General features: G+C 69.2%; 21 protein-coding genes. All 21 read right to left on the bottom strand.

The features are described from left to right. Positions 1-11: 11 nt before the first annotated feature. Positions 12-776, bottom strand: coding sequence for a Hint domain-containing protein (locus DZC73_RS06690; RefSeq protein WP_124539370.1), 765 nt, complete (start codon positions 774-776; stop codon positions 12-14). A gap of 108 nt (positions 777-884) precedes the next feature. After that, positions 885-3,074, bottom strand: a complete 2,190-nt coding sequence (locus DZC73_RS06685; RefSeq protein ID WP_161974484.1) for a YcaO-like family protein — start codon at positions 3,072-3,074, stop codon at positions 885-887. Beyond that, complete coding sequence (locus tag DZC73_RS06680) at positions 3,071-3,877, bottom strand: radical SAM protein (RefSeq protein ID WP_124539368.1); 807 nt, start codon at positions 3,875-3,877, stop codon at positions 3,071-3,073. The genes DZC73_RS06685 and DZC73_RS06680 overlap by 4 nt, the downstream gene beginning before the upstream one ends. Beyond that, a complete protein-coding gene (locus DZC73_RS06675) occupies positions 3,874-5,160 on the bottom strand; it encodes a glycosyltransferase (protein WP_124539367.1) in 1,287 nt (428 codons plus the stop codon). Before DZC73_RS06675 ends, DZC73_RS06680 begins: the two co-directional genes overlap by 4 nt. Further along, positions 5,157-5,900 carry a sigma-70 family RNA polymerase sigma factor gene (locus DZC73_RS06670; RefSeq protein WP_124539366.1) on the bottom strand — a complete coding sequence of 248 codons (744 nt, stop codon included), beginning with the start codon at positions 5,898-5,900 and terminating at the stop codon, positions 5,157-5,159. The genes DZC73_RS06675 and DZC73_RS06670 overlap by 4 nt, the downstream gene beginning before the upstream one ends. 4 nt (positions 5,901-5,904) lie before the next feature. After that, a complete protein-coding gene (gene fliP, locus DZC73_RS06665) occupies positions 5,905-6,699 on the bottom strand; it encodes a flagellar type III secretion system pore protein FliP (RefSeq protein WP_235835010.1) in 795 nt (264 codons plus the stop codon). Continuing rightward, on the bottom strand, positions 6,696-7,067 hold the full coding sequence (locus DZC73_RS06660) for a flagellar biosynthetic protein FliO (protein ID WP_124539365.1): 372 nt from the start codon (positions 7,065-7,067) through the stop codon (positions 6,696-6,698). Before DZC73_RS06660 ends, fliP begins: the two co-directional genes overlap by 4 nt. An 8-nt stretch (positions 7,068-7,075) precedes the next feature. Then, complete coding sequence (locus tag DZC73_RS06655; RefSeq protein ID WP_124539364.1) at positions 7,076-7,435, bottom strand: FliM/FliN family flagellar motor switch protein; 360 nt, start codon at positions 7,433-7,435, stop codon at positions 7,076-7,078. A gap of 14 nt (positions 7,436-7,449) precedes the next feature. Next, the gene (locus DZC73_RS06650; protein ID WP_124539363.1) at positions 7,450-8,214 is read right to left on the bottom strand and encodes a FliM/FliN family flagellar motor C-terminal domain-containing protein; all 765 of its coding nucleotides are present in this window, start codon (positions 8,212-8,214) and stop codon (positions 7,450-7,452) included. Beyond that, the gene (locus DZC73_RS06645; protein WP_124539362.1) at positions 8,215-9,408 is read right to left on the bottom strand and encodes a flagellar hook protein FlgE; all 1,194 of its coding nucleotides are present in this window, start codon (positions 9,406-9,408) and stop codon (positions 8,215-8,217) included. Between the two features lie 12 nt (positions 9,409-9,420). Continuing rightward, complete coding sequence (locus tag DZC73_RS06640; protein ID WP_124539361.1) at positions 9,421-9,816, bottom strand: flagellar hook assembly protein FlgD; 396 nt, start codon at positions 9,814-9,816, stop codon at positions 9,421-9,423. Next, on the bottom strand, positions 9,806-10,636 hold the full coding sequence (locus DZC73_RS29630) for a hypothetical protein (protein WP_161974483.1): 831 nt from the start codon (positions 10,634-10,636) through the stop codon (positions 9,806-9,808). The genes DZC73_RS06640 and DZC73_RS29630 overlap by 11 nt, the downstream gene beginning before the upstream one ends. Then, a complete protein-coding gene (locus tag DZC73_RS06625; protein WP_124539358.1) occupies positions 10,623-11,105 on the bottom strand; it encodes a hypothetical protein in 483 nt (160 codons plus the stop codon). Before DZC73_RS06625 ends, DZC73_RS29630 begins: the two co-directional genes overlap by 14 nt. Positions 11,106-11,107: 2 nt before the next feature. Further along, positions 11,108-12,418 (bottom strand): FliI/YscN family ATPase, encoded by a 1,311-nt coding sequence (locus DZC73_RS06620; RefSeq protein WP_124539357.1) that lies wholly within the window; start codon positions 12,416-12,418, stop codon positions 11,108-11,110. Continuing rightward, positions 12,415-13,083, bottom strand: a complete 669-nt coding sequence (locus DZC73_RS06615; RefSeq protein ID WP_161974482.1) for a FliH/SctL family protein — start codon at positions 13,081-13,083, stop codon at positions 12,415-12,417. Before DZC73_RS06615 ends, DZC73_RS06620 begins: the two co-directional genes overlap by 4 nt. Next, positions 13,080-13,631, bottom strand: a complete 552-nt coding sequence (locus tag DZC73_RS06610) for a hypothetical protein (protein WP_124539355.1) — start codon at positions 13,629-13,631, stop codon at positions 13,080-13,082. Before DZC73_RS06610 ends, DZC73_RS06615 begins: the two co-directional genes overlap by 4 nt. Next, positions 13,631-15,055: a flagellar basal-body MS-ring/collar protein FliF gene (fliF, locus tag DZC73_RS06605; RefSeq protein ID WP_124539354.1), complete on the bottom strand. Its 1,425-nt coding sequence runs from the start codon at positions 15,053-15,055 to the stop codon at positions 13,631-13,633. Before fliF ends, DZC73_RS06610 begins: the two co-directional genes overlap by 1 nt. 10 nt (positions 15,056-15,065) lie before the next feature. After that, a complete protein-coding gene (gene fliE / locus DZC73_RS06600; RefSeq protein WP_124539353.1) occupies positions 15,066-15,389 on the bottom strand; it encodes a flagellar hook-basal body complex protein FliE in 324 nt (107 codons plus the stop codon). Further along, positions 15,386-15,817 (bottom strand): flagellar basal body rod protein FlgC, encoded by a 432-nt coding sequence (flgC, locus tag DZC73_RS06595; protein ID WP_124539352.1) that lies wholly within the window; start codon positions 15,815-15,817, stop codon positions 15,386-15,388. The genes fliE and flgC overlap by 4 nt, the downstream gene beginning before the upstream one ends. Next, the gene (locus DZC73_RS06590; protein WP_124539351.1) at positions 15,817-16,185 is read right to left on the bottom strand and encodes a flagellar basal body rod protein FlgB; all 369 of its coding nucleotides are present in this window, start codon (positions 16,183-16,185) and stop codon (positions 15,817-15,819) included. Before DZC73_RS06590 ends, flgC begins: the two co-directional genes overlap by 1 nt. A gap of 35 nt (positions 16,186-16,220) precedes the next feature. Beyond that, positions 16,221-17,360, bottom strand: coding sequence for a flagellar basal body P-ring protein FlgI (locus DZC73_RS06585; protein WP_124539350.1), 1,140 nt, complete (start codon positions 17,358-17,360; stop codon positions 16,221-16,223).

Below are 17,360 nucleotides of genomic sequence, written 5' to 3'. Positions count from 1 at the left end.
CGGCGATGTGTTCAGGCCGTCGCGGCAGACAAGGCGCTGACGAAGTTCACTGCCTGCTCGTCCTGGCGGATGCCCTGCCATGCACCCGCCTTGCCCTGCTCATGCAGCGAATGGCTGAACACCGGGAAGCCTTCCACCACGAAGCTGGTCGCGCCTTCGACGATCAGGTGGAACACCTCGGTCTCGGCCGCGACTTGATGGAACACCGGCCGCACGTGCAGCCAGCCGCTGGTGTGGGCCACCTGCTCGGGCAGGTCGAACCACAGGGGCACGACGGCATCGAGCGTGTTGCCATCGTTGGAGCCGCGCAGCTCGTACATGAGGTGGTGCAGGTTGTAGGTGCCCCAGCTTTCACGGCGTTCGCCGGATTGGGCCTGGCGGCTCACCCACAGGGGATGGTCATCGGTCATGAACAGCACTTCGTCGCCGATGCCGCGCAGCTCGATGACCTTGCGGGTCAGGCCCAGGCGGGTGGTCTTGCGGGCGCTCACGCGGGCCGGGCCGGTCATGGTCAGCACCATGTCGCCAGCTACGATGGACTCGATGGCCCGGGTCGAGCCGTCAGCCATGGTCACACGGTTGCCGGGCAGGAAGCAGCAGCAGCTGCTGTCCGACCCCAGGTTGTCGAGCAAGGCGTCTTCGGGCCGGTGGCGGTAAGGGCGCGTGGTGATGCTCCAGCCCTCCGCTTCGTCCTGCCGAGGGGCCCGGGCCTGGATGCGGCTTTCCTGGCCGTCCACGAAAACCGGGATGCCTTCCTTGCGAATGTCAGCGCTCATGTGATTACTCCGATCGATGGGGGCGCGGGTCGAGCCGGTACGGGCCGAACGTGCTGCGTACCAAGCTATCCGCGGTTTCAGGGTTTCGTTTAGTGCTCACGGCAAAAACTAGGGAAAAGGGTGAGGAAATTCACCGCCAGCCACCCGCTCCGCCCCCATGCCCAGCGGCATCCGCCCGGCACCGAAGCCCAGCGGAACCAGTCCGGGCGCCAGGGCGCGGACCGTGACGATGGGCGTGCCATCCCAGGTGGTGGGAGCATCAGGCAGGCTCAGGTCGGCCACGACGATGTCCCGTCCGTGGGCCGCAAGGCCAGCGCGCAAGGCCTCGAACGATGGGCACCACCCCGCCACGGCCGTGCCGAAATCCACCTGAGGCTCGTTGCTGCACAGGGCATCGGCCCGCCGGAAGTACCGGCGCTGGGCGTAGAGGTCGGCATGGTCGCGAGGCGTGCGCACGGCCCGGGCGGCGATGCCAGTTGGTTGGCGCGATGCCAGCCTCACGAGGGCCGCAGTGTGCGCTTCGAAGAAGGCTGACTCCAGCGCCGCCTCCGGTCCGAACCCGCTGGCAGCGGCCACGGTGGTGAAGCCTGCCTGCTCCGACTGCATCCACACGAACCACACCGGCATCCATGAGGCATCCAGTCGTTGCACCTGGACCTGCACGTGCCGCCCGGCCAGGTCCGCCGCGAGCGCGGCGATCTTCGCGGGCAGGGTCTTCAGCGCCACCGCCACGCCCGCCCGCTGCGCCAGCCAATGCCGCGAGAACGCATCGCGTTCGATGAGCTCGCACACCGCCGCCGACACCGCCTGTTCGCGACTGCGGTGGCTGGCGCAGCCCGATGAAGAGGCATGGGTGACGAGCCGCGCGGCGTAGTCCGGGTCGAAGCTGTTCCGATGAAAGACGAGGTCAGCCAGCACGAGCACCGGTTCGCCGGTGATGGCATGTCGGCATTCGGTCCAAAGCCGCGGCTCGTTCTCGTCGAAGCGCGCGAATGGAAAGCCGGCCTGCCGGTGCTGCGCGGGCGAGTACGCCACGAAGCGGTCCGGATGCAGCCATGGCCGGTCCAGGGCGTGGGCAGGCGCTTCCATGCAAGCCCCACGCTGGCGATAGGCGCTGCGCTCCACGGCTTCCGCGATGGCCTTGTCCAGCGCCAGCTTCGGATCCTGGTCGCGCCCCCAGCATGGGTTGCCCCACGCACCATCTGCACCGCGAACACAGGCGGATGCCGCGTTGAAGCTGCGACTCGGCAATCCCAATGACCAACTCGCCCGCACCGACCGGCGAGGGCGGGCATCGGCTCCGGGCAGGCTGCCGCCCACGCTTGCGATCAGCGGCGTACGGCCGTCCAGCGCCAGCATCCGCGAGAGCATGTCCTCGTCGAAGCCGCCCAGCGTGCGCAGGCCCAGCCCGACTTCGACGCAGGCCAGGGCGGCGTTGTTCATCACCGCACCGGCCTCGGTGAAGGCGTACTGGAAGAAGCGGTTGCGGTACTTGAGGGAACCAGGTTGCAGGTCGCAGCTCACGACGAGCGCAAAGGCCGCCCCTTGCAGACGCAGCGGCTGCATGAACGCCCGCGGCAGGAATCCGTCGGGGGCATCGATGCGCTCCAGCCCCACCTTTGCTCGTGCGTAGTGAACGCGGTAGACGCCGGGCGGCCGATCGTCCATTGCCTTCATCAGGCACAGCGTGATGTGCAGCGGATAGAAGCCGCCTGCGGACGCCACCGCCCGGTGGGTGCCCTCGGCATTGGCGCCGTACATGGCCTGCAGCATCGCGCCAAGCTGTGCCGCACTCACCGGCGCGTCGCCGAATGCGATGGCCGACTGCCGCTGCTCCACGAGGCGCAGCAAGGGGCTGTCCAGCGGCTCGGGCAGTGCGCGTGCTGTCGCGGGCCATGCTGGCGTTTCCGCCATCGGCCCCGCAATCAGCTGTCGCCATGTCTCGGGCGGTGCCGCCTGTCCCGTCCACGAGGGATAGCGTGCGACCTGTGAAGCCTCAATGAGGCTGCGCGCAGCGTCGACGAGCAGCCCGGCATCGAGCAGCGCATCCACGAAGCGGCAGAACGATTCGCCATATCCGGGCGCCTGGGCCAAGGCACGAATGTCGGCCAGGCTGCGTGAGCCGTCGCACCAGTCGTACAGACGCTGCAGGAAACGCGGCGGCGCCTTCACCACGTGTTCCTGTTCATGCAGGCGGGCCTTCAGCTCGCGGCCGCGGATCATCACACCCATGGCCAGCACCGGGCACAGGCGCCCGGGGTCTGCCAGGGCGTTCGCGATTGCGTCGTCGCGCTTCACGGCGCCTGTCTCACCGGCCGCGCAATCTGGTGGCATCCGATGCACGAGGCGGGCACCTTCTGCTGCGAGAAGTCACGCTCCAGCGCGTCGATGGATTCGAAGCGCGATGCATCCTTGATGAAGCAGCAGGGCATCTCCGTGCCGTCCATGTTGAAGTAGCGCATGCGCGGCCGCTCGATGTAGTCGCAGCGCCCGCGGTGCTGCCAGCCGACGATCGGCATCGCCTCGGCATAGTGCTTCTGGTAGTCGGCCTTCCACTGCAGCGGCTGCACGTAGTGGGGCACGCCCAGGCCCTGCAGGTACGCGCGCACGGGCGCCACGTCCTGCCCGTAGTCCACCGTGTGCACCAGCACGCGACGAGGCCCCATTGCTGCCACCAGGGCTTCGAAGCGCTCGACCACACGCTCCAGCTTGTAGCGGCCGATGCGGTCGGCCTCGGCCTTGTCCAGCGTGTCGATGGACACGCCCAATGTCTTGAAGCTGGCCGCGGCGCGGTCCACGTCGATGAGGCTCGCGTTGGTGATGGTGTAGGGCTCCTTGCCGCGCGCCGTGATGGCGTCCACCATGTCCCAGAAGCGCGGATGCGCCGTGGGCTCGCCTTCGCCCTGCAGCGACACCTGCTGCTTCGGCTCCCTGCCCAGGCTGTCGAGGATGCCGATGAATCGCTCCCACGGCATGTGGGTCTGCGGCATGTCGCGGCCCGCGCAGTAGAAGCAGCGGAAGTTGCAGATGGTGGTGACTTCGATCTGCACGAAGGGCACGCGCTCGCGCCAGGGCCGCAGCGGCAGGGCTTCCAGGGTCATGTCCTGGCCTCCTCCGGGACGGACGCTTGCGCGCCCTGCGCGAAATGCCGCCCCATGTGCTCGATGCTGGCCGCGATGCGCCGCGCCACGACCCGGGGATCGAAGCCCGCATGGCGCCGCGCCATGGCGTTGGCGGCATCACGGTAGCTCGGCGTGCCCAGCACACGGACGATGAGGTCGCGCCCCTGCGACTCGACGTCGGCCGGGCGCAGAAGTTCAGCGGCACCGAGACGGCGCACCTGCTGCGTCAAGGTGGCCTGCTCCATCTGCATGGGCACGGACACCATGGGCACGCCGGCCAGCAGGCTGGCCGCGGTCAGCCCGTGGCTGCCGTGGCTGAGCACGAGGTCCGCTTGTGGCAGCACGCTGTCCAGCCGCACCGGCGCATCGTGGAGCTGGCACGACGGGCCGGCCGCATTCCGCTCGGCCATCGTGGCTCCGGGCACCGAAGCCACCACCCGCGCACCGATGGCGCCGAGATGGCGAAGCACAGCCGCGGTGGCCGGGCCGCGTTGCATGTACACGAACACGCGCGGGCCCTGGCCCTGCGGCCATGCCGCGGGGGCGCCCGTGTCGGCGCTGAACAGCGGGCCGATGCAGGTCGGCTGCCGGCGCGGATCACCCACGGCGAACCAGGGTCGGTCCGGGCGCGGCTGGAAATGATCGATCTCAGGCCACGTCGCCAGCAGGCTGAGCTGCGCACGGAACACCTCGCCCAGCACCTGCATGGGCGGCGCCTGGTGTTCGACGCACAGGCGATTGATGCGCGCCACGATGCTGTCCTCCAGCGCGCGGACGCGGCTGGGCTCGGCCTCGGGCATGGCGGGGCGCAGGATGGGCAGCGTGCCGCCGAAGGGTGGCGATTCCCAGCCGGTGGCCACGTGCACCGCGGGCACGCGGTACAGGCGCCCGGCCAGCAGCGCCAGCGGCGCATGGTCGGCCAGGAGCACGTCGGGCCGGGCCACCGACAGCAGCCGCTGCCAGGCTCGCATGGCGTCGCCGAGCAGGTCGTCCGCGCCGAAGCCGTGCATGGCCAAAATCTGCGCGAAGCACGCGGGCTCCGTCTCGTCGCCGCGCACCGGACGCGGAATGCGCAAGACCTCCCAGGGCAGCGGCCCCATGCGCTCACGCACCGCCGCGGGGTCCGGCACCGCCAGGCTCACCATGTGTCCCAGTGCATGCAATGCCTGCGCAATCGGCAACAGGCGCAGCAGGTGGCCGAGGTTGGCGCCCAGCTCCCACGCCAGCAGCACCCGCAACGGCCGCTCGCTCACCGGGCTCATGGTGCTGCTCCATCGCCGTCGGGCTTGAGCAAGGCGCGCAGCCGCTTGAGGGCGCTGCGATGGATCTGGGAGATGCGCCCCTTGGTCAGCGACCACTGCACGCCGATCTCATCGAACCCATGCTGCTGCATGTAGTGCAAGGTCACCAGCCGCCGCTCCTGGTCGGGCAACTGGCGCACGGCGGCCTGCACGCTCTTCTTGAGCTGGCGCAGCTCGAGACCGGAATAGCTGTTGTCCGGGTAGGCCCGCTCTTCGCTCACGTACAGGCCGGTGTCTTCCAGCAGGAAACCCAGTGCCAGGCCCACCGCCACATCCGCCAGGCGCTGGAAAGCGTCCTCGCGCGGCGAGCTGCCTTCGCGGACCGATGCGGCCCGCTCCTTGATCGCACGCTGCCGCGTGGCGATCTGCTGCTGCTTCTCGCTGAGCGTCACCACCCCGTCCAGAATGGCGCCGGCCACGCGGCGGCTGGCAAAGGTCTCGAAGCGCACGCCGGCTGCCGGGTCGAAGCGGTCCAGCGCTTGCAGCAGGCCGAGCATGCCGAACTGGTAGTAGTCGTCGAACTCGAGCTCGGGGCTGATGCGGTTCGAGTAGGCCCGCGCCGCAAGGATGCGCACCAGCCGCTCGTAGCGCGTCACCAGCGCATCGCGGCAGGTGTTGTCGGTGCCACCGAGATAGCGCGCCCACAATGCCGCGTCCTGCGCGGCATCGGGCCGGGGTGGCGAAGGCGCGAGCGTCGTCATGCCTCTAGACGATGGTGCCCATCAAGGCCTTGATCAGCAGATGCCAGCCGTCGATCAGCACGAACAGCAGGATCTTGACCGGGATGGCGATGGTGGCCGGCGGCACCATCATCATGCCCAGCGACATCAGCACGCTGGAGACGACGATGTCGATGAGCAGGAAGGGCAGGAAGATCACGAAGCCGATCTGGAAGGCCGTGCGCAGCTCCGACAGCATGAAGGCCGGGATGAGGTGCACCATGCTGATGTCGTCCAGCGACTGCGGGGCCGGCGCGTTGGCCAGCTCGACCATCAGCGACAGGTCGCTCTCGCGGGTCTGCCGCACCATGAATTCCTTCAAGGGCCGCTTGCCCTGGTCCAGCGCCTGTTCCAGCGAGATCTTGCCGGCCTGGTAGGGTGCCACCGCGGACTCGTTGATCTGCGTGGCCACCGGCGACATCGCGAACACCGTCAGGAAGAGTGACAGGCTCATGATGACCATGTTGGGCGGCGAGTCCTGCAGGCCGATGGCGTGCCGTACCATCGACAGCACGATGACGATGCGCACGAAGGCGGTCGTGCAGATGAGCACGGCCGGGATGAGGCTGAGCGCGGTCAGCAGCAGGAATATGCGCAAGGCCGAGGACAGCTCGGCCGGGTTGCCGCCCAGCGGATTGGCGGCCACCACGCGGATCGGGTCGGACAGCGCCGCGGCGTTGGGCGCCTGCGCAGCGGCCATCGCCAGGGGCGCGCAGGCCAGGGTGGCCAGCAGCACCAGCAGCACCTGCACCATTCGCCAGAAGGGATGCAGCGTCTTCATGGCTTGTCCGCCGGGCGCGAGCTGACCAGGGTGGCGCCCTGGCCCGAGACCGACAGCAGCAGCACCTGGTCCCCGAACGCGACGGTGACCAGCCGCACCTGCGGTGTCAGCCGCACGGAGTCGACGACCTGCAGCCCCTGCGTGGGAACGGTTGCATTCAAAGGCACCGCGCCGATCAGCCTCCGCACCGCCGGGTGGCGCGCCAGCACTATCAGCGCTGCCAGCACGGCCACGCACACCAGCAGGGCCCAGCCCCATTGGCCGCCCGAGGGACCTTCAGCCGCCTCCGGCTTGAAAGGGATGGTGCTGGCGGCGCTGGCCAGGCCCGCGCAGGCGCAGGCCGAGGCTGCCAAAGCCTGGCGAAGCATGGCGCGCCTCACGCCTTGGCGCCGCCGACGACTTCGGTGATGCGCACGGCGAACTGGTCGCCCAGCACCGACAGCTGCCCGCGCGCGATGACGCGGCCTTCGACGCGCAGCTCGATGGGCGCGTCGACGTGGCGGTCCAGCTTGAGCACGGCGCCTTCCTTCATGGACAGCAGCTCGCCGATGGGCGATTGCGTCTCGCCCACAACGGCGCTGACACGCGCCTTCACGCCGCTGAACAGGCTCACGCGGTCTTCGAGCAGCGCCGACTTGCCGGCCTGCTGCGGCTTGAGCTCTTCGAGCTCGACCATGTGGAGCTGGTCGCTCGTCGCGGCGGAGGGCTGCGGATGGGACGTGTGGTGTTCGTTCATGTTGTCACGCAATGTCAGGAATGGTGGTGGCCCATGAGTTGCACGGCAAAGTGGTCGCCTTGCCGGCCCAGGTGCACGGGCAGCTCGGCCTGGCCGTCGATGGCGCTCAGGACGAGGGGTTGGTCGATGCGGCGGTCCAGCAGCAGCACGTCGCCGGCGCCCAGGTCCATCATGTCGGCCAGCGACAGCTCGGTGTGGCCGAGGACGACCTCGAGCGTCGCGGCCTGCGTGCGCAGTGCGGCGTCGAGGTCTTCGGCACGGATCGGCGCCGACTTGATGGCTTGCGGTATCCAGGCCTTGAAAGCCGTGACATCGGCCGCGAGTGACAGCACGCCGGTGCCGCGCCTGAGCGTGACGTGCACGATCCCGTGGCCGGGCATCTGCGCGGCCTGCGACAGGCTGGGCGGCCGGACCGTTGACGAGGCATCGCGCAGGTCCCGCAGGAGCCCGGCGACCCGGGTTCCCAGGTCGGCCGCGGCCTGCGCCACCGCCTGCGCGGACATCGACGGTGTTTCCGTCTTCGGCGCGGCGGGCAGGCCCATGGCGGAGGCGACATGCGAGGGCAGCTCGCTGCTCTTCCACATCCAGCCACCATGCAGCGGCTGCCACTCGTCCGTGGGCGCGGCGAGATCGTTGCCGTCGAAACGGTGCACGTCGGCCTGGATGTCGTCCAGGGTCGCGCCCCAGTCACCGGCCCAGTGCGCCAGGCACTGCGCAACGGCTTCGCGGATGGCGGAGATGGCGGTGTCGGGCACCAGCCGGAATGGACGCACGCTCACTTAGCCGTGTCCCTTCATGTCGAACAGTTCCTTGAGCATCTCGTCGGCGGTGCTCACGATGCGCGAGGCGGCCTGGTAGCCGCGCTGCATCACGATCAAGTCGCTGAACTCCACCGACAGGTCCACGTTGGAGAGTTCGAGCTGGCCCGCCGTGATCTTGCCCAGGCCGCCCGCATTGGCGCGACCCAGGCGCGCCAGGCTGGCGTCGCGGGCGATGAACTGGTTGCCGCCGGCGGACTCGATCGCTTCGCTGGAATCGAAGCGGGCGAGGGCGAGCTGCGGGCCATCCACCGTCTGGCCGTTGCTGTAGGTCAGCTTGAGCTTGCCGTCGACGTCGAAGGTCGCGTTCGTGAGCGTGCCGGGGGCGATGCCGTCCTGCGACGCGACGGCCAGCGAGGAGCTGGAGCCCGACGCGAAGGAGGTCACGTCCGCACCGAGCTTGACGGTCACGCTCATGGCGGCGGCGCCGGTGGGCGTGAAGCTGAAAGCCACGCTGTCCTTGCCGGCCACCACCTTGCCGTCGGCAAAGCTCACGCTGCCGGTGGTGAGGGTGGTGGTGCCGTCGATCACGTCCACGCTCCAGTCCTTGTCGGCGGCGGTCGTGCGCTTGAACACCAGCTTCAGCAGGTGCTCCGCGCCGGCGCCATCGATGACCTTCACGTTGTCCAGCGTGGAGGTCGTGAGCGTGCTCGACAGGTTGCCTTGCAGCACCACGTTCGCCGTGGCCTTGGCGGCGTTGGCGCGCAGGCCGGTGAGCGAGATGTCCACGAGCGCGCCGCTGTCGGCGAAGCCCATCACATGCTGCGAGGTGTCCTGCCCGGTGAGGAAGCCGTCCTTGTCGAACTGCATCTGGCCGGCGCGCGTGTAGCGGACGTCACCGCTGTCCTTGTCCTTGAGCACGAAGAAGCCGTCGCCAGTGACGGAGACGTCCAGCGCGCCGCCGGTCTGGCGGGTTTCGCCGGCCTTGAGGTTCAAGGTGGTGGCCAGTGCGTTCAGGCCGGTGCCGTATTGCGGAAAGCCGCCGTTGGACGACGCGGAGCCGCCCGAGCCGCCTTGGTAGAACAGGTCGGAGAACTGCTGCTGTGAGCCCTTGAAGCCCGGCGTGTTGAGGTTGGCGACGTTGTTGCTGATGACGCGCAGGCCCTTGGAGTAGCCCTCCAGGCCGGTCATGCCGACGTACAGTGAATCCAGCATGTGAGCTGCTCCTTATTGAACGGTCTGGATCTTGTCCAGCGTGATGCCCGAGACCACCGAGCCGCTGCTGAGCTTCACGTTCATCTGCGGCTGGCTGCCGGTGAGGTCCAGCGAGACGACCTGGCCGGTGTCGGTGCCGCTGGCGAGACTCACGGTCACCGTGCGGCCGATGAGCCCGACCGACTGCGTGGTGGACTGCACCGACAGCAGCGAGCCCATCGTCTCGTTGAGCTGGCGCGTCTGCTCCAGCGACGTGAACTGCGCCAGTTGCGCCATGAACTCGGTGTTGTCCATGGGCTTCATCGGGTCCTGGTTGGTCAACTGGCTGGTCAGGATCCGCAGGAAGTCCTGCAGGTTGATCTGCGAGTTCGACGATGTCGTGCTGGACGACACGCTCTCAACGGCCATGGTCTTCTCCTTGCGGATGTTCGGAATGGGGGATGGAATTCAGCTGCGGCCACGCGAGCGCGCGGCCGTTCAGCCGCACGCCGGTGACCTTCACGCCTTGGCGGGCGGACTCGGCGAGCAGGAACTTCAGTGACGGCGACAGCGTGGCGGCGTCGCCGCGCGCATCGCGCATCCACAGCACGGCGCCTTCACCGGTGTGTTCGAGGAAGACGTGGGTGTCGGCGGGAACGGTGAGCGGCTCGTCGCTGCGCTGCTCGGCGAGCTCGGACTGTTCGGGTGGCGCGGCCCCGTCTTCGCTTGCTGCGAACTGGGGCGTGGCGCGAAGGGGGACCGATGCCGTCCAGGCCGTGGCCGATGGCAGGGGCGGCACGGGCGGCGCAACAGCCTCGCCTGATGCGGCCGCCTCGCCGGATGACGCGGCCGCCATGCGCCCCGGCATCAGGTGTTGAAGCGGGGCTGCTGGCACGGTCTGCTGGTGCACGTCAGCGTTGCATGTCGATGCGGGCTCGGGCTGCGCCGGCGCGATCGTGCGCGCTGCCGAAGACGGTGGGTTGGCGATCGTGCGCGTGGTCTCGGTGGATGACTGCGCGCTGTCCCTGGTCGTTGACTGCAGGGGCGTGTCGGCCTGGACGGCTTGCTGGCGCACCGCTGTCTGCGGCTGCGGCGGCGTGTCCTGTCGCGCTGCTTGGGGATCTCGCTGGAGCAGCTCGAACAAGGCGCCGTCCATCGCCTTGCGCCAGGCCTGCTCGTTGGTGCGCACCAGGTCGCGCGCCTGCGAGGCGGCGTTGGCCGGCACGTCCATGCGGTCAATGCGTGCCATGTGGCTCTCCTGCACGATGGGATGCATTGGCGGCGTAGGCTTCATCGGCCAGCCGTCCCTGGACGCGGGCGTCGTCGGACCGCAGCTCATGCTGCAGCCGGTCTTTCATGGTGCCCAGCGCGCGCCGTTCCGCCACGATGCCGCCCAGTGCTTCGCGGGCGTCGTCGGCCACCTGCTGTGCGGCATCGACCGCAGCGCCGGCTTTCTCCATCTCGGCTTCGCTGTCGCCCTGCCATTGCCTCAGGCGCTGGATCTGGTCCAGGTCCAGCGCCGTTCCGGCCTGTCCGTGGGCCAGGCGCAGGGCGGCGAGATTGCCAGTGATGCGTGTCTCGATCACCTCGCGCGCGGCGAGCCGGCTGTCCAGTTCCGCGTTGGCGTCGTTCAACGCTCCCTTGGCGCTTTCCTCGCTCCATGCGCGCACCTTGAGCACTTGCTGCACGAGGTGGATGGTGTGCTTTTTCCTGTCCATGCTCATGCCTTGGTGGCGACCAGTTCGCGCAGTGCCTGGCGGGTATCGGCCAGTGCCGCCGACTCGCCGGTGGACTGCTTCAGGAATTCATTGATCCTGGCGACGGCGTCCTGCGCAGCATCCACCTCGAGGTTGGAGCCGCGCTTGTACAGGCCCATCTCGATCATCTCGCGATAGCGGCGGAACACCGTCATGGAACGGCGGGCGCCGTCCTGCGCGCGCAGGTCAACGTCCGCCAGCAGCGCCGAAGCGAGGCGGCTGACGCTTTGCATGATGTCGATCGCCGGGTAGTGTCCTTCGTGGGCCAGCTCGCGTGTCAGCACGATGTGGCCATCCAGCGTGGCGCGCAGCGTGTCGGCGATGGGCTCGTTGTGGTCGTCGCCTTCCACCAGCACGGTGTACACCGCGGTGATCGACCCGCCCGACGCCGCAGTGCCCGCGCGCTCGCACAGCGCCGGGATCTCGGCGAAGACGCCAGGCGTGTAGCCGCGCGCCGTGGGCGGCTGGCCGGCCGCGAGCTCGATCTCGCGCCGCGCCATCGCGAAGCGGGTGACCGAGTCCATCATCAGGAACACGTTCTTGCCCTGGTCGCGGAAGTATTCGGCCATGGCCGTGGCCGTCAGTGCCGCGCGGGCCCGCACGACGGCGGGCTGGTCGGACGTTGCCGCCACGACGACCGAGCGGGCCAGGCCTTCAGGCCCGAGGTGGTGCAGCAGGAACTCGCGCACCTCGCGGCCGCGCTCGCCTATGAGCGCCACCACATTGACGTCGGATTGCACGCTGCGCGCCAGCATGCCCAGCAAGGTGCTCTTGCCCACGCCGCTGCCGGCGAAGATGCCCACGCGCTGCCCGCAGCCGATGGGCAGGAAGGCATCGATGGCACGCACGCCGGTGCCCAGCTGGCGCTCGATGGCCGGGCGCGACATCGGGTTCAGCGGCTGGGGGCGCAGCGGCATGGGCGTGCCGGCCAGGAGTTCATGGCCTTCATCCAGCGGCTTGCCATGCGCGTCGAGCACGCGGCCGATGACCGCATCGCTCACCGCCACGCGCGATGAGTTGGTGCCGTGGACGACTTCGTCGCCCAGGCCGATGCCCAGGGACGGGCCGCACGGCATGAGGATGACCTTGCCGGGACTCAAGCCGATGACCTCCGCATCCACGCTCTCGCGGCCGCCCGGCCGCCGGATGGTGCAGACGTCGCCCAGCCGCACCGGCAGGGGGCTGGCTTCCACGGTGGCCGAGCGCACGCCGATGACCTCACCCGTCCAGCGGGTGAGTGGCGTGTGCCGGGCGATGTCGGCCAGGTGGTTCATTCAGCGGCTGTCCCGTTGCGCCTTGCACGGGCCTCGGCCAGCGCCTGGGCCAGCAGCGCGAGCTGCGTGTCGAAGGATGCATCCAGGCGCCCGGCGGCCGTGTCGGCCACGCAGCCACCCAGCTTGATGCCTGGGTCGGATTCGATGGCGATGCCCTGGTGTCCGCTGCCTTCGAGCACGACCTGCATCAGCGCGGCGTCCTCGGGATGCACGCGCAGCGTGGTGACGGCGCCGTCGCCCGCCTCGCGCAGCACGGCGGCGGCAACGGCGGCCACGGCGGCGCGCTCCACCGCGCCTTCGCCGAGCATGCGGCACAGCACCGTGAAGGCGAAGTCCTCGCACTGGCCGGTCAGCGTCTGCACGTGCCTGGCCTGGTTCGCACGCAACTCATCCAGGATGCGATTGACGCGGGCGCGCTCGGCATCCAGCGTGGCATCGATGTCGGCTTGCGCCTGCTTCATGCCGGCCTCATAGCCCGCACGCTCCGCGTTCTGCCGCAGTTGGCGAAGGTGCTTCTCTTCGTCCACCGCGATGCCCACAGGTCTGGCGGCCGGCTCGGCGTGTGCCGCCAGCGGCCGCGCCGCGGGAATGGGTCGCTGTGCCAGCGCGGCGCGCAGGGCCACGCGCGGCTGGGCCAGGGTGGCGTCCTTGACGATCTTTCTCATTGCGGCTTCCTCCACATCGATTGCATCCGCTTCATCCATGGCCTGGGCGATGCGGGATCTGTTGTCGTGTTCAGCTGGCGGGTGGGCACCTGCGCCGCGACGCCGGCCTCGCGCAAGCGGCTCGCGAGCAGCCCGATGGCGGCACGGCGGAATGCCGGCGATGCGGCGGATCCTTCAGCGATCGAGCCCGATGGAATGCCCAGGCGCGAGGCCACGTCCTCCAGCCATGGCCAGTCGCCGCAGGCGATCAGCTTGCGCACGAAGGCCGTGGGCTCGCGATGCAGAACGCCGGCAATGGCTTGGGCGCCGGCATGCCTCACCAGGCCGTCGTCATCCACCGGCATGGTGGCGATGGCCGCCACGCGCGGCGTGGGCTGGGCGAGTGCCGACTCGACCAGGCGGCGGTCCTGCGGAATGCCCAGTTCACCCAGTTCGGACAGCAAGCCGCGCAGGCGTTCCTGCTCGGCGCCGTCCAGGCGCGACAGCACCCACTCGCGGTCCGGGGCGGCCAGTGAATGGACCAGCAAGGCGGCTTGGCGGGAACTCATCAGCGGCCTCGCAGCGTCGAAGGGCCCGAGGCCGTGGTGTCCTGGTCGAGCCAGCCGCGCACCTGTCCCAGCAATTCAGCGCGTTGTGCATCGCTGAGGGAAACGGCTTCCCGGGCTGGCGTGTTGCCGCGGCGGGCGAGCAACCAGGCGAGGCCGGCCAGCACGGCCAGCCCCAGCAGGGCGGCGAAGTAAGGCACAGCCTGGCGGGGCTCTTCCGTGCGCTCGGTGCGCGGCGGCGCCACGGGCGCGGGATCGTCCTTCGCCACCGCGGCTGTGGCCGGCTCCGTCGCGCTGGCGATGCTGGACATCGACTGCACGGCGATCACGTCGCCGCGCTGGCGATCCAGGCCCACCGCGGCGGCCACGAGGTCGCGCACCTTGTCGGTTTCCGCTGCATCCAGCGGACGCCGCACCACCACCGCCACGTTCAGCCGCTTGAGCTGCCCGGCCGGCGAGACGATCTGCTCGGTGCGCTTGCCGGTCTGGTAGTCCGTCTCCTGCGTGGACGAGCCGGCCTTGTCGGCGCCGGCGCCCTCGTGGGTGGAGACGCGCTCGCGCACGATCACGCCGGTGGCCGGCGAATCGCCGGACGCCTGGCGGGCAGGCAGCACCTCCTCGGTGGTCACGCGTGTCTGTTCATGGCGGAACTCGGCGTCCACCGTCACCAGGCTTTCGCCGGGACCGTAGAGCTTGTCCACCACGGCCAGCGCCTTCTTGGCGAGGTAGGCCTCGGCCCCTTGCTTCTGGTCAAGGTTGGCGACCGCGGGCTCGGTGCCGATGGCGCCGTGCGACAGCACCACGCCGTGCTGGTCGAGCACGGCCACGTCCTCGGCGGTGATGTCGTTCACCGATGCGGCGACCAGCCGCTGGATGCCGGTGACCTGCTCGCCCGCGAGCACCCGCCCCGGCTTGAGGTGCACCGTCACCGAAGCCTTGGCCTTGGTGGCCGTCTTGCGGAACAGGCCCTGTTCGGGCAGCGCCAGGTGCACGCGCGCGTTCTGGATCTCGTCCAGCGACAGGATGGTGCGCGTCAGCTCGCCTTGCAGCGCGCGCTGGTAGTTCACCTTCTGCGCGAAGTCGGTCATCGCGAGGTCGGAGCTGTTGAACAGCTCGAACCCCACCGCGCCGTGCAGGGCCACCGGCGTGCCCATGAGCTTGATGCGCACCTTGTGGACCTGGTCCTTGGGCACGAGCAGCGTGCGGCCAGCGTCATCGACCTTGTAGGCCACCTTCATCTTGTCGAGTTCGCCGACCATGGCCGCGAGGTCGCGGTCATTGAGGTCGGAGAACAGCACGCCGTAGTCGGTGCGCAGCGTGGCCCAGGCCAGCAGCACGACCGCCGTCACGATGGCCGCCAGGCCCACGATGAAGCCCGTGCGCGCGCTGCGCGACAGGCCGTTCCAGAAATCATTCAACGCCGACATCTCGCGTCCCTCAGGCCTGCATGCGCATGATGTCCTGGTATGCCTCCAGGACCTTGTTTCTCATCTGAACCATGAGCTGGAACGACAGGCGCGCTTCCTCGGCACGCATCATCACCTCGTGCAGGCTGACGGGCGCACCCGAGGCCAGTTGCTGCAGGCCCTGCTCGGCCGACACCATCTGCTGGTTGACGCTGGCCACTTCCTGGCTCATCCAGGTGGCGAAGGTCTTGCCCTGGGGCTGTGCGGCCTGCTGGGGCGACAGCTGGGCGAGGTCAGCGGCGGACGCGGGGTCCTGCGCGACGGCGCCCAGGGCGGAAATGGATTCCGGGGTCATTGGCCTGCTCCGATCTCAAGGGCCTTGGCGGCCATGGCACGCGTGGCGCTGGCCGCCGCGACGTTGGCTTCGTAGCTGCGCAGCGCGTTCACCATCCGCACCATCTCGTTGGCGTGCTGCACGCCGGGGTAGGCCACCATGCCGCTCGCATCGGCATGGGGGTGCGACGGGTCGTGCACGAAGCGCGGCTGTGCGTTGGTCGGTACCACGCTGGCCTGCGGCAGGCCCAGCATGGCGCCCTCGGCCTGCATCACGCCTTCGAAGTTCACGCCCTTGAGCTGGGTCACCACCTGCATCGGGCGGAATGCACCGGCCTCGGTCTTGGAGGTGGTGTTCATGTTCGCGAGGTTCAGCGCGGTCACGTCGAGGCGCAGGCGCTCGGCGTCCATGCCGGCGGCGCTGATCTGGAATGCGGCGCGGTAGTCCATCAGCGCTTGCCTCCGTCGATGGCGGTGGAGACCATCGAATACTGCTTGTCCAGCAGCTTCACGAGGGCCTGGTAGTGCAGCGCGTTCTGCGACATCGCGGCCACTTCCTGGTCCAGCTTCACGCTGGTGCCGGTGTCGTGCACCAGCGTGGCCTCGCGTGCGCCGGCGAGGGCAGACGCATTGGCGCGGCCGGTCTGCAGCGCATCGCGCACGGCGCCCATGTGCTCTTCGAATTCCACCCGCACCGGCACGTGGCCCTCGGTGCCGGCGGCGGCGATGTTGCTGGCGTGGGCGAGCTGCCGCAGGTTCGCGGCGTCCATCGCCATGCGGACCAGGGCGGTGGTGGTGTCGTCAACAGGATGGATCACGTCGTGTCCTTGGGTAGTCGTCGTTGTTCGGTGGGTTACTGCACGATGAGATCGGCGTGCAGTGCGCCGGCGGCCTTGACCGCTTCGAGGATGGAGATGACGTCGCGCGCCGGCGTGTGCAGGCGCGCGAGCGCCTGCACCAGGTCGGCCACGGTGTTGTTGGTGGGTGGCAGGAAGACCGAACCCGCGTTCTCGTCCACGCTGATGCGGCTGTTGGCCACCTCCTGCGTGCGCACGCCGGGGCCGGTCTGGCGCACGAGCGTGGGCTGCGAGACGCTGTTCTCGGTGACCACCGACACCCGCAGCTCGCCATGGGACACGGCCACCCGCGAGATGCGCACGTCGCCGCCGCTGACCACGGTGCCGGTGCGTTCGTTCACGACCACCTTGGCGCGCCGGTCGGGCTGTACCGACACCGACTCCAGCGTGGCGAGGAAGCGTGGCACCTGGCCGGCGAATTTTTCCGGCACAGCGACGTCGACGCCCCCGGCGTCACGCACCTCGGCGATGGACTGCCCGAGCTGCTGGTTGATGGCGTCGGCGATGCGTGCGGCCGTGGTGTAGTCCGGCTGCGCGAGCACGAAGGTCACGCTGCGCTGCGGGCCGGCGGTGTCCGGCGCAGTGGCTTCCACGGTGGCGCCAGCAGAGACCGTTCCCACGGTCGGATGGTTCTTCTGCGTGAGCGTGCCGTTGGCGTCGTAGCGGTAGCCGCCCACAGACACCGAGCCTTGCGCCAGTGCATACACGTGGCCATTGGCACCCTTCATCGGAGCCAGCAGCAGCGTGCCTCCCACCAGGCTGCGTGCGTCGCCGACGGAAGTGACCGTCACGTCGATTGTGTCGCCGGTGCGTGCAAATGCCGGCAGCTGGGCCGTGACCATCACGGCCGCCACGTTGCGCGTGTTCACGTCGTCGGACGGGATGGCCACGTCGAAGCGCGACAGCATGTTGGCGATGGACTGGCGCGTGGCCTTGCTGCGTGCGGAATCTCCGGTGCCCGCCAAGCCGGTCACCAGCCCGTAGCCCACCAGGGCGTTCTCGCGCCAGCCCGAGAGCCTGCCCAGGTCCTTGATGCGCACGGGCGCGTCGGTGCTGGCGGCAGCGGCGGCGACGGCGGGCAGCGACGCCCCGAGGAGCGCGGCCAGCACGAATGCAAGAGTGAGGCGGGATCTCAT

Source organism: Rhizobacter terrae, assembly GCF_003852895.1.
GTDB classification, from domain to species: domain Bacteria; phylum Pseudomonadota; class Gammaproteobacteria; order Burkholderiales; family Burkholderiaceae_C; genus Albitalea; species Albitalea terrae.
Note: the sequence above shows the minus strand (reverse complement) of the source record. Positions and strands in the feature narration are given on the sequence as shown.